The sequence below is a fragment of the Megasphaera sp. UBA4382 genome, from assembly GCF_002391155.1.
GTDB classification, from domain to species: Bacteria; Bacillota; Negativicutes; order Veillonellales; family Megasphaeraceae; genus Megasphaera; species Megasphaera hexanoica.
This window is the reverse complement of sequence record NZ_DGRS01000023.1, coordinates 16,029-28,528: the sequence shown is the minus strand read 5'-3', so window position 1 is coordinate 28,528 and position 12,500 is coordinate 16,029. Positions and strand designations below refer to the sequence as shown.

The window sequence follows — 12,500 nt, the reverse complement described above, 5'->3', positions numbered from 1 at the left end:
GCCCCGATGAGGACGTCGCCTACGCCGACTTTGCAGCCGCCATAGGACTGACGGTGATATCCGGCAAAGCGTTCGACCATCATGCCGGCAAATTCCACTTCGCCGTTGAGGAAGATCTGGTCATTGGGGATAAATACGTTATCGAAGATAACCAGTGCTTCCGTGCCGCCGAATTCGGGGTTGCCCGTATCCATGGGAGCTCCTTCCAGTTTCCGCGTATCGCAGGACTGACGGCCGACGATCATGAAAATGCCTTCGGCATCGGTCGGACAGCAGAAGGAAATAGCGTAATCCTTATCAGCTTCCCGCATGGCGATGGTCGGCATAACGATGACTTCGTGGGAGTTGATGAAGCCTGTCTGATGGGCTTTGGCACCGCGTACGACGACACCGTCGGGACGGCGTTCGACGACGTGGAGATACAAATCGGGATCATCCTGGGCATGAGGAGCCTTGCCGCGGTCGCCTTTCGGGTCGGTCATGGCGCCATCGACGGTAAAGTCGTTCTGCTGTACCCGGGTCAGGAATTTCTTGAAGTTTTCATGATAATGAGTGCCGTATTTCTGGTCGATTTCATAGGTCGTGGAGAATACGGCGTTGGATGCATCCATGCCGACGCAGCGCTGGAAGCAGGCTGCCGTCTTCTGGCCGAGGAGACGCTGCATCCGGACTTTGTTGATGAGGTCCTGGGTGCTCTGGTGGATATGGGTAAAACGGTTGATCTTTTCACCAGTCAGGGACGACGTAGCCGTCATGAGATCTTCGTATTCCGGCATCTGGGCCAGGTCGTAGGTCATGCGGACCGAGTTCAGGGACGGACGCAGGATGGGGTCATCGACGACGTTGTCGATTTTTTTGCCGAACATGTACACCTGCAGATTGAGCTTGCGCATGCTTTCGATATACTGTTCACCAGTCATTAATGCCATGAGTATAACCTCCTTGTGCTTTTCAGATAACGCACAAGGAGCCCGGGCCCCCTGCGCGTCAAATCAACTTAGAATTTTAAAATCATTGCTTTACCGTCTGTAACGACTACGCCGTCCTGATTGGTAACGACGGTGCGGTAAATCAGACGATGTTTTTCCGGAATCTTTTCAATGAGTTCTGCCGTGCAGGTAATGGTATCACCAATATGTACAGGAGCCTTAAATTTTAATTCCTGTGAGCAGTAAATCGGCGTGCCGCCATGAGCAGCTTTCGTCATGGTCGTGGAGATGATGCCGGCACTGAGCATGCCATGGGCAATACGGCCTTTGAACATGGTCTTCGATGCTTCTACTTCATTGACATGCATCGGGTTGAAATCACCCGTAACACCTGCAAAAGCATATACATCACATTCACCAATTGTTTTGCCGAAAGTGGTCTTATCGCCGACTTTCATTTCATCATAGGTTAATACATCACTCATCGTTATCTCCCTTTCTGTATGAACGATTTACTGTAAAAGCTGGCCGGAAATAATCAGTCTCTGAATCTGGTTCGTACCTTCATAAATCTGGGTAATCTTGGCATCGCGCATGAGCCGTTCTACCGGATATTCGCGGATGTAGCCATAACCGCCGAGAATCTGTACGGCGTCCGTTGCAATGGACATAGCCGCATCGGTCGCATACAGCTTGGCCATGCACGATTCTTTCGTGCACGGTTTGCCCTGTTCTTTGAGGGCTGCTGCACGGTACACGAGAAGACGGGCTGCATCCAGTTTCGTTGCCATGTCGGCAAGCATAAAGGAAATAGACTGGAACTTGCAGACCGGTTTGCCAAACTGTTCCCGTTCCTTGGAATACTTGATGGCCGCTTCCAGCGCAGCACCGGCGATGCCCAGGCCCTGGGCAGCAACACCGATACGGCCGCCATCGAGGCCCTGCATAGCGATTTTGAAGCCTTTGCCTTCTTCACCGAGAAGATTTTCTACCGGAACTTTAACATCCTGGAAAATCAGTTCTCTCGTCTTGGAAGCATGAATCCCCATCTTCTGTTCTTCTTTGCCAAAAGTGAAGCCTTCCATTCCTTTTTCAAGGATGAACGCGGAAATCCCTTTTGTGCCTTTTGTCTTATCCGTCATAGCAAAGACGACATAAATGTCTGCTTCCCCGCCATTGGTGATAAAGATTTTGCTGCCGTTGAGGATATAATGGTCGCCTTTACGGACAGCCGTGCTCTGCTGACGGGCAGCATCAGAACCGGCATTGGGTTCTGTCAGGCCGAAAGCACCCAGTTTCGTTCCTTCTGCCAGCGGTGTGAGGTATTTTTTCTTCTGTTCTTCTGTACCAAATTTCCAGATAGGCCATGCGCACAGAGAAATGCTGGAGGCATACCCGGCAGCTACGGCGTCATCAACCTTGGATAATTCTTCATTAGCCAGGATATAGCTTACATAACTGCCATCACTTCCACCGTATTCTTCGGGGAAAAAGATGCCGCACAAGCCTAATTCACCAATTTTATCAAAGATTTCACGGGAAAATTCTGCTTTTTCATCCCGTTCCTGGACAGTCGGTGCAATTTCCTTTTCTGCAAATTCGCGTACCAATTTCTGAATCGCCTGCTGTTCATCAGAGAATTCAAAATTCATAAAAAAATACCTCCTTAAATTATACGCCTCGTAAGGCATTTATTCAAAACTATTTTCATAGTTTTAAAGCAGAATTATATCTATATCGGAATAGATAAATATGACAATTTCTTTTGCAATTTGTTCGTATATGAGTTATAATTTGTATATACGTTTTACGTCTATATTCTACCATTTTTCACATAAAATAGCAATATTCGCCGATAAATTCCTTTTGTGGTTTATATCTGCCCGTGCTATAACCAGACTTCTCAGTCTTGTATCATCTATTTCCATTTGCAAGGTTGTCCCATTTTCGCTATACTGATGATTGTGAACCTCAATGTACTGCCTGTGATTTACCGTCATCATATATATTTTAAAGGAGGTAATATAGGATGCCCTATACCACGCACCGCCCTACAGCCCGTGTATTGGACATTATGCAGCTTCTTTCCACATCGAAGGAAGGCTGCTCCCTGACAGAAATTGCCACGGCTATCTCTGTCCCCAAAAGTACGATTGTTCCCATTATCCGCACACTGTGTGAACGCCGCTTTATCACCCAGCATGGATCCAACAAGTATACAGTCGGCATCAGCGCTCTCATCGTCGGATCCGCCTGCCTGCAGGACATGGACATACTAGAACTTTTCAAAGCCCAGATGAAACGCATCGTCAATGCCACATCGGAAGCCTGCCAGCTCGGTGTTCTGGTAGGCGGTGATGTACTCTATCTGGCAAAAGAAGAATCTCCCGAACCGATACGGCTCATTTCTTTCGTCGGCAAACGGCTTCCTGCTTACAGCACGGCTATCGGAAAAGCACTGCTAAGCGAATACACCCTGCAGGGCCTGCAAACACTCTATCCCCAGGGGCTGGCCCCGGTAACAGAACGGACCTGTACAGACTTTAACCGTTTCTATGATGAATGCCAGCAGGGCAAGACGCTTGGATATTTCACGGATAAAGAAGAAATTTCTCCCGGCATCAATTGTTTCTCCGTTCCCCTGGCGTATCACGGTCATTATATCGCTGCCATGAGCGTCAGCATCCCTTCTTTCCGCCTGACAGAAGAAAAGAAGGAAAAAACCATTGACGCATTGAAGACATCGAAGGAAAAACTGGAACACACCTTTACAGAACTGAACATCAACGATATTGATTTCTTTGCCAAATCATTCCAGTCCCAGCCAATATAAGATGTTAAGTCACTACATGTATAAAAAAGACCTGTTCTCAGCAACAGGTCTTTTTTATATCTGAATTTTGTTGTTATTTACTATAAACGTACAGCTAAAAAGGTATCGTACAAAGCACCACTGCTTCGTACGATACCTTCTTTATTAGCTGCAAACTAGTATGAATTACTGAAGATATCCGCCGGACATTGCCGATGTCGCATATTTGCTATAGCGAGCCAGATAGCCTTTTTTCTTCGGGAAATCAGGCATCTTCCAGTTCTTTTTACGTTCAGCCAGAATAGCATCTACTTCTTCCGCCGTCTTCTTTTCACCTTTTACGCCGATCATATTGATTTTGCGGTTCGGAATGTCGATTTCAATCATATCGCCGTCTTCCAGGAGCGCAATGGGGCCGCCTTCTACGGCTTCCGGTGATACGTGGCCGATAGCCGGGCCCTGGGTAGCACCTGAGAAACGGCCGTCCGTTACCAGTGCAACCGTGCCATCCAGGCGTTCATCAAAGGCAATGGCATCGGTCGTCATGAGGCTTTCAGGCATACCAGCACCTTTCGGGCCTTCATAACGGATAAATAAGATGTCGCCCTGATTGACCTGACCAGTAATGATAGCCTGCTGGCAGTCTTCTTCCGAATTGAATACCCGTGCCGGTCCGATATGATGCATCATATCGGGATTCTTGATAGCCGAGAATTTAACGACACTGCCATCAGGAGCAATATTGCCGTCCAGTACAGCCAGAGAACCATATTTATTCGAATGTTCCGGTTTGCGGATGATATCTTCCGGATTAATGCCATAAGTCTTGAGATAGCCAAGGCCGCGTTCAAAGAAGTCGCTCTTTTCAATCATTTCCAGGTTTTCACCCAGCGTGCGGCCCGTAACGGTCATGACGTTGAGATCCAGTTCGTCTTTGAGATACATCTGGATCATGGGAATCCCGCCGGCATACCAGAGGAATTCTGTAATGTATTTGCCGCTAGGCTGTACATTCGTCAGATATTTGATATTCTTGCCGATTTCATCGAACATGCGCGGATGAATATCAATGCCCAGCTGATGGGCAATAGCCGGGAAATGAATGGTAGCATTGGTAGAACCACTGATAGCCTGATGGACTTTAATGGCGTTGATGAAGGCCGCTTTCGTCATGATTTTTGACGTGGTGATGCCTTTTTCAGCCAGTTCCATAATCTTCTGACCTGCCAGACGGGCATAGCGCTGACTTTCCATCAATGTAGCCGGTACGACAGCATTGCCGGGAAGGGCCATACCAAGTGCTTCAGACATGCACTGCATCGTGCTGGCCGTTCCCATGAACTGACAGGAACCACAGGTCGGACAGCCCGTCAGTTTATAATCACGCATTTCATCTTTGCTGACCAGACCGCGTTTATCACGGGCCGTAATCGGGCCGGCGAGGTCGGATGTCGTGCACCCCGGGCCGCTGCGCATAGAACCGCCGGGAATGTGGATGACCGGCATATCGAGACGGGCAGCTACTTCCAGATGAGCCGGTACGGCTTTATCACAGCTGGAAATCAGAATAACGCCATCCCAGGGAATGACATTGGCATGGATTTCTACCATATCGGCAATGACTTCACGGCTGGGAAGGATAAAGTTCATGCCATCATGGCCCTGAGCCCATCCGTCACAGATATCAGTGACATGGAAATTAGCAGGTTTGCCACCCGTTTCATAGACGCCGATAGATGCCTGTTTAGCATACTTATCGAGGTGAACACTGCCGGGATGGCTTTCACCCCATACATCATCAATCAAAATCTGCGGTTTCGCGAGATCGCCTTCGGAGAATTCGGTGCCGAGTTTCAATGCATCCGACTGGGCCCATACTTTGCGTACGCCTTTACATCTCTGTTCCATTCATGTTCCTCCTTGTTTTAGGGATTGGGAAACAAAATATAAATATAATATGTTATATATGAGAGGCCGTATGCTGCCAGATACAGCATACGGTCTCCTATCGTCATGACGGATTAAAACAGGTTGCCATTTTCATCAAACGGCATAGGAGCCAGTTCCCCGGCTACTTCCATATCCGGGTTAGCTTCAACTTCCGGAAGCAGTGCTTCTGATACGTAAATATCCTGCACTTCCATCGTATTCTTGATGCGGACGATTTTCGGAGCTGTCTTATCAGCTTTCGTAGCCGTTTTCAGTGCAACCTGGATAGCCAGTTTATCATTTTCCGTCCAGAACGGAATCTTGACCATTTCCAGAATCGTCGAGGTAACGGCATTCGGATATGCTGCAGCATTGACAATCTTGTCAACGCAACGCTGTGTCGTTACATCTGCCAAGCCCAGGCCATTGGCGTTGCCATGAGTTTCTTCCGTGAGATCCAGGACAATTTTGCGGTCGGCATTGAATTCACACTTGGACGGGAATTCACCGTTCGGGCCAAAGGGGACGCCCGTTTCACGGGGCAGCATATTGGAAACGTTGGGGTCATGGCCGTCGCCACTGATGTTTTTGCCAATTTCATCGATGATGAGAAGGTCGGCATGTTTGATCATGATATGTCCCATGAGAGCTTTTGCTTTTTTCAGGTATTCCGGTTCCTGTTCGATGATTTCATCCGGCGTGAGGGCGACAATGGTATGCGTCTGATCTGCCGCATTTTCCAAAAGGCCGACGCCACAAATAATCGGAGCGTTTTTCAGAATGACTTTGCCATAGCGCTGGATGTTTTCTGCCATATGGACAAAGCCTTGTTCATGGACACCTTCGGCGCCATGCTGTTTGCCCATGCCGATAACAGCCATCTTCATCAGGCCGCTTTCATAAGGGCCAACGAACTGCGTATGGGCTTTGATACGGCCCAGCATGATGATACCATCCGATTCAGCTGCATATTTATCAATGAAAACAGGACGGCCATCATCGGTCGTGCCAATCTGTTTCGTTTCCATAGTCGCACGAATCGGGCATCCTACATAGTCTTCCACGACGCCATAGCCATTGACGATCTGAGTCTGTCCTTCCGGTGTAGCACCGCCATGACTGCCCATAGCCGGGAATACGAACGGTTTAGCACCTTTTTCCTTAACATACGATGCAATGGTCTTGATAATAAGAGCCGTATTGGATACGCCGCGGCTGCCGCAGGTAATGGCAATCGTCATGCCCGGTTTTATTTTGGATGCGATGATGTCACGATCGAGCTGAGCCCGGACAACACCGGGAATATCTTCCGGTTTAATGTACGATAAATCAAATTTCTGATGTACTTTCACCATTTTAGGAATAAATACGTCTTTACATAATTCTCCTACAACACCTGTACCTTGTTTCATACTACTACTCCTCTCTTTACAGCAACAGAACGAATTTGTACCAGTTCCTGCCTCATGCAATTGCACATTAATTCGCATATACACATGTGTATACATTTACGAATTCACATACTATTATTGTACTAGAATGGCAGTGTCTGTCAAATAACGGGATTGCACCTTATGTTCGCTCGCTATGAGAAAATCACATATATAAAACAGCCATCAACCCTTATGAATACCGGAATCCGACGGCAATTTTATCAAAGAATGACACATCTGTTATAACGCATCTAATATACGTACATATTAGCATATTCTAGTATCCTAGTCTATAGAAAAATCATAACTAATATGATTTTTCTGGCGTCATTCATCGGTTTTACGTTATTGTTTTCACATTTGTTCATTTGAACGGACTCATCTGATTCTGTCTCAAAACTGAGACACCGGTTTTACAATTATTCATACAAAATAGTTGCAAATAAAATGAAAAAAAGTTATAGTGAAGAAAGGGACATGTACTATTTCATTTAGAAAGCACAGCTTTCTGCTGACACCTGATGGTGGGAAAGGATGAAGAAAATGTACAGAAGTAAAGAAATTTTAGGAAGGCCGGAATGGTCTTTTAATCGCAGTGTATTTAAATCCATCGGCTATTCCGATGACGATCTGAAGCGCCCGCTGATTGGCATTGCCAACTCCTGGAATGAACTCGTGCCGGGACACTACAACCTGCGCCAGATGGCCGAAGCCGTCAAAAAGGGAATATACCGGGCAGGCGGTACAGCCTGTGAATTTGGCGTCATCGCCGGCTGTGACGGCACGGCCCAGGGCCACGCTGGCATGCATTATATTCTGCCTTCCCGCGACCTGATTGCCAATGACATCGAAACGATGGTAGAAATCCATCATCTGGATGCCGTCGTGCTGCTCGGCTCCTGTGACAAAATCGTGCCGGGTATGCTCCTTGCGGCAGCCCGCCTCGATATTCCAGTCATATTTATGGGTGGCGGTCCCATGCTGGGAGGCAAGGTATTCGACAACCGCAAATCCGATCTGACTTCTATGTCGGAAGGGCTGGGAATGCTGCGTGCCGGAAAAATAGACGAACCTACATTTAACAGTCTGGAAGACGTCTGTGGTCCGACCTGCGGGTCCTGTTCGTTCTATGGCTCAGCCAATACGATGAACTGTGTCGCCGAAGCCATGGGGATCTCACTTCCCGGTGCCGCTCTGATTCCGGCCGTCTATGCTGATCGTACGCGCTGTGCCGAACAAACCGGTGAAGCAATCGTACGCCTTACCCAACAGGGCATCACCAGTCATGACATCCTGACGATGGACGCCATTGAAAACGGCATACGCGTCCTTATGGCAACGGGAGGCTCTACGAATGGCGTACTCCATCTGACCGCTATGGCTCATGAATTAGGCATTGATCATGAAACGATGCTGGCCGTCTTTGATAGACTCAGCGCCACAACACCACTCATTGCCAAAGTCAACCCGGCATCATCCTATGATATGGAAGATTTCTATAAGGCCGGCGGTATCCCCAAAGTCATGACAGAAATCCTGCCGCTGCTTCACAAAGACTGCATGACCGTTACGGGCACGACCGTTTCCGAAAATCTGCAGAACTATACCTACAAATACGAATTTAACCCCCAGGTCATCAAAACCATGGCTGAACCATTCGAATCCCGCAAGGGCCTGGCTATCCTCCGGGGAAATCTGGCTCCGGAAACGGGCGTCACCAAGCCGGCCGCTATTGACCCGTCGATCCTGACGTTTACGGGAACGGCCAAATGTTATAATTCGGAAGAAGAGGCTGAAAAAGCCATCTTGGGCGGCGATATCGTAGCCGGCGACGTCGTCGTCATCCGTTATGAAGGGCCAAAAGGCGGTCCTGGTATGCGGGAAATGTTCAAGGCCATGAAGTATCTGTACGGCCGGGGACTGGCAAAATCGACAGCCCTCGTTACGGATGGACGTTTCTCCGGTACCAACAACGGCTGTTTTGTCGGTCACGTTTCTCCTGAAGCCGCAGATGGCGGCCCCATTGCCCTCGTCAAAGACGGCGATAAAATCACCATTGATATCCCTAACAATACCCTGACGCTTCATGTATCAGATGAAGAACTGGCACAACGCAAAAAGAATTGGGTCCGCCCCAAACCGAAATTTACACATGGATGGCTCGGCCTCTATTCCCGCATTGCAAAATCAGCCGCCACTGGCGCTATCCTCGATTTAAACGAATAATAGCAAAAAAGAGCATCCCCGCTGCGGGATGCTCTTTTTTGCTGTTTAGGAAAGAAATTATTTACCTTCTGTCTTCTTCGGCAGGCTCAATGTCAGGAAGAAGCCGCAGGCAAGCATAGCTGCCAGGAAATAAATGCCCGCATAAATGGACATGAACTGCGTGGTCAGCCAGCCAACGATGAACGGACCGACGAAACCGCCGAGGTTGCCGAGAGCGTTGATGATGCCCAGGCTGTCGCCAGCAACTTTAGCTGGGAAAAGCATGGTCGGGATAGTCCAGAAAATCCCCGATGCGCACTGCAGGAACAGGCCGCAGCCGCAGAGGAAGGCAAAGGAAACCCAGGTGTAATCTTTCAGGAAAGCCGATGCCAGGAAGCAAAGAGCAAATCCCAAGAGGGGCAGGGCAACATATTTTTTACGGTTACCGCTGCGGTCAGACAAATGCCCAAAGATATACAAACCGGCCATGCAGGCAAAATACGGAATGGTGGAGAGGAAACCAATGCTGGTCATGCCGCTATTAGTAAGGCTTTTGAGGATAGTCGGCAGCCACATAGCAAAACCATAGATACCTACCTGATAAAAGAAATAGATGAGGATCAGTTTCCACATATTGACACTGCTGAGAATAGTGGAAAGAGACGTAGGCGCATCATCTTCCGAGCTGAGTTCTTTCTGTTCAGCAGCCAGCGTCGTTTCCAGGTATTCCCGTTCTTCTTTGGAAATCCATTTGGCTTCCGACGGACGGTTGCTGATAAGAGGCCACCACACGAAAATGAGCAGGAAAGAAACGGCACCTTCAGCGATGAAAACGGAACGCCAGCCAAAGGTCGTAACCAGCCAGCCGGAGATAGGACCGGTGATGATAGAAGCAATAGCTACATTCATGATGAAGTAGGAATTGGCCCGGCCACGTTCAGACGAAGGGAACCAGTGACTGATGATGACCAGGATAGCCGGCCATACACCGCCTTCAGCAACGCCGACGAGAAAACGCAGGACCAAAAGCTGGGTAGCTGTCTGCACAAACCCGAGGCTGGTACAAATAATACTCCAGGCAAGAATGGAAACAGCTATGAACTTTTTGGCATTGCCCGTTTCAGCAATATGTCCGCCCGGTACCTGGAGAACCATATAGCCGATAAAGAAAATACCTGCTGCCAGGCCGGATAAGGTTGCCGTCATCTGCAACGCATCGCTCATGCCGCCGGCCATAGCAAAACCGATATTAGTGCGATCCATAAATCCGAAAATATAGACGAGGATCGCCGGTGGAATAATACGCCCCCAGCGTTTAGCCGGGATAGCTTCTGTTGATGCCATACTTAACACATCCTTCTAATAAAATAACCACAAGGTATAATGGCCATATCATAGAAAATAAAATTATAAATACGTCCTTTATATTCATTTCAAGAATAGAAAATATATATTTTCTATAGCCATTATTCATAGAAGTGGTGTACCTATTATAGCACCATTATTTTGTTTAGCAAGTAGCAGACCGGGTATTTTCAGCATTCTTGTATCCCAATTTTTTATTGTTACCATTCTATTTTTACATAAAAAATGCAGGAATTATATTGTTAACATTAACAATATAATTCCTGCATACTTATCATAAGGAATTACTGCATGGTCCAGCCACCATCGAGAACGATGGGCTGTCCCGTCATATAATCAGAGGCCGGCGATGCCAGGAAAACAGCAGCACCTGCAATATCCCCTACTTCACCGAAGCGGCGCATGGGAATCTTTCCTGTAATGTGTTTATAGATTTTTTCTTCACTCAATGCGTCTTTGTTGATATCTGTAATGACATACCCCGGGCAGATAGCGTTGACCTGAATATTGTATTTGGCCCATTCCAGCGCCAGAGCCTTTGTCATCTGCAGGACGCCGCCTTTGGCGACGCAATATGGCAGAACCTGTTTTTCTGCAACAAGGCCAAGCATGGAAGCGATATTAATGATTTTTCCGCTCTTCTGGGCAATCATATATTTTCCGGCAGTCTGTGCCATGAAGAATACGGCTTTCATATCCATATCAATCACACGGTCCCAGTCAGCTTCTGTCAAATCTTCTGCCTTTTTCGTAATTGCACTGCCGGCATTATTCACGAGAATGTCAATATGTCCAAACGCATCCATCGTCTTCTGCATCAGATTGGCGACATCGCTGGCAATGGTAACATCGCATTTGACGCCCAGTCCCTTGACGCCGTATTGTTCCATTTCTTTTGCTACGGCATCGCATTCATCCTGATGACGGCTGACTACGACGACATTGGCACCACTCTGGGCCAGACCTTCCACAATACCTTTGCCAATCCCCTTCGTACCGCCTGTAACAATAGCGTTTTTCCCTGTAAGTTGCAATTTTTCAAACATGTGTCTGTCTCCTCTCTTAATCGCACCAGGCAGCGCCGTTTACATCCAGGATTTCTCCAGAAATATATTTCGCCTTATCACTGGCAAGGAAAATAATCGCTTCGCTGATATCATCGGGTTCACCAAATTTGCGGCCCAGAGGAATAGTCTTAACGAGTTTTGCACACATTTTGGGATCCCATACGGCAGTCATTTTCGTCTGGATAGGTCCAGGTGCAACGGCATTGACGCGGATGCCATAACGGGCCGCAAAGGTAGCCGCCGAAATCGTCACATTGACGATAGCTGCCTTGCTGGCCGAGTAATCGACACCGACAGCACCAGAGCCAGTCTTGGCCGCAATGGATGTAACATTGACAATATTTCCCTTTGTTCCCGTGCGCATCATGGATTCGATGGCCTTCTGGTTAGTATATAACGTTCCGAAGGCATTGATTTTCATGACCCGGTCCCAGCTTTCCGGCGTAACACCGAGGAAATTCATACCACTGGTACAAATACCGGCAATATTGGCAAAAATATCAATACGGCCAAATTTCTTTTCCGTATCTGCTATGAGGGCATCTACATCGGCCGGCTTGCTTACATCACATGCCATAACGCTGGCTGAAAAGCCGTCTTTTTTTAATTCGGCAGCACATTCTTCACATTCAGACAGGACATTGCTGGAAATGACGCAGTGAGCTCCTTCTTCACAAAAACGACGGGCTGTCATGGCGCCGATACCGCGGCCGCCACCGGTTACTACTACAACTTTGTCTTTGAAATCATTCATACTGAT

10 protein-coding genes are annotated in these 12,500 nt (G+C 47.9%); 2 read left to right on the top strand and 8 right to left on the bottom strand.

Features of this window, described 5'->3' with window-relative positions; genetic code table 11:
• The 3 genes from B4H10_RS02535 to B4H10_RS02525 all read right to left on the bottom strand — a co-directional run.
• A partial coding sequence (locus B4H10_RS02535) for a 4-hydroxyphenylacetate 3-hydroxylase N-terminal domain-containing protein (protein ID WP_292018118.1) occupies nt 1–929 on the bottom strand: 929 nt, incomplete at its 3' end.
• A 68-nt stretch (nt 930–997) separates the two neighbouring features.
• Nucleotides 998–1,414 carry a MaoC family dehydratase gene (locus B4H10_RS02530; RefSeq protein ID WP_059076373.1) on the bottom strand — a complete coding sequence of 139 codons (417 nt, stop codon included), beginning with the start codon at nt 1,412–1,414 and terminating at the stop codon, nt 998–1,000.
• Nucleotides 1,415–1,441: 27 nt separating this feature from the next.
• Entirely contained in the window at nt 1,442–2,581 is a 1,140-nt protein-coding gene (locus tag B4H10_RS02525) for an acyl-CoA dehydrogenase (RefSeq protein ID WP_059076372.1), read from the bottom strand.
• Between the two features lie 377 nt (nt 2,582–2,958).
• Here B4H10_RS02525 and B4H10_RS02520 point away from each other — a divergent pair, with 377 nt between their 5' ends.
• Nucleotides 2,959–3,762, top strand: a complete 804-nt coding sequence (locus B4H10_RS02520; protein ID WP_059076371.1) for an IclR family transcriptional regulator — start codon at nt 2,959–2,961, stop codon at nt 3,760–3,762.
• A 165-nt stretch (nt 3,763–3,927) separates the two neighbouring features.
• Here B4H10_RS02520 and ilvD (B4H10_RS02515) read toward each other — a convergent pair whose 3' ends face one another.
• Nucleotides 3,928–5,649 carry a dihydroxy-acid dehydratase gene (gene ilvD, locus B4H10_RS02515; RefSeq protein ID WP_075581782.1) on the bottom strand — a complete coding sequence of 574 codons (1,722 nt, stop codon included), beginning with the start codon at nt 5,647–5,649 and terminating at the stop codon, nt 3,928–3,930.
• Between the two features lie 113 nt (nt 5,650–5,762).
• Nucleotides 5,763–7,082, bottom strand: coding sequence for a lactate racemase domain-containing protein (locus B4H10_RS02510; RefSeq protein ID WP_059076369.1), 1,320 nt, complete (start codon nt 7,080–7,082; stop codon nt 5,763–5,765).
• Nucleotides 7,083–7,646: 564 nt separating this feature from the next.
• Between B4H10_RS02510 and ilvD (B4H10_RS02505) the strand changes: the two genes are divergently transcribed.
• Nucleotides 7,647–9,329 (top strand): dihydroxy-acid dehydratase, encoded by a 1,683-nt coding sequence (gene ilvD, locus B4H10_RS02505; protein WP_201784366.1) that lies wholly within the window; start codon nt 7,647–7,649, stop codon nt 9,327–9,329.
• Nucleotides 9,330–9,386: 57 nt separating this feature from the next.
• Here the strand turns inward: ilvD (B4H10_RS02505) and B4H10_RS02500 are convergent, their stop codons facing one another.
• The 3 genes from B4H10_RS02500 to B4H10_RS02490 all read right to left on the bottom strand — a co-directional run bounded on the left by B4H10_RS02500 (nt 9,387) and on the right by B4H10_RS02490 (nt 12,494).
• The gene (locus tag B4H10_RS02500; protein ID WP_059076367.1) at nt 9,387–10,652 is read right to left on the bottom strand and encodes an MFS transporter; all 1,266 of its coding nucleotides are present in this window, start codon (nt 10,650–10,652) and stop codon (nt 9,387–9,389) included.
• 305 nt (nt 10,653–10,957) lie between these two features.
• Nucleotides 10,958–11,719 carry an SDR family NAD(P)-dependent oxidoreductase gene (locus B4H10_RS02495; protein WP_292018117.1) on the bottom strand — a complete coding sequence of 254 codons (762 nt, stop codon included), beginning with the start codon at nt 11,717–11,719 and terminating at the stop codon, nt 10,958–10,960.
• 16 nt (nt 11,720–11,735) lie between these two features.
• Nucleotides 11,736–12,494: an SDR family NAD(P)-dependent oxidoreductase gene (locus B4H10_RS02490; RefSeq protein ID WP_059076365.1), complete on the bottom strand. Its 759-nt coding sequence runs from the start codon at nt 12,492–12,494 to the stop codon at nt 11,736–11,738.
• Nucleotides 12,495–12,500: the final 6 nt, after the last annotated feature.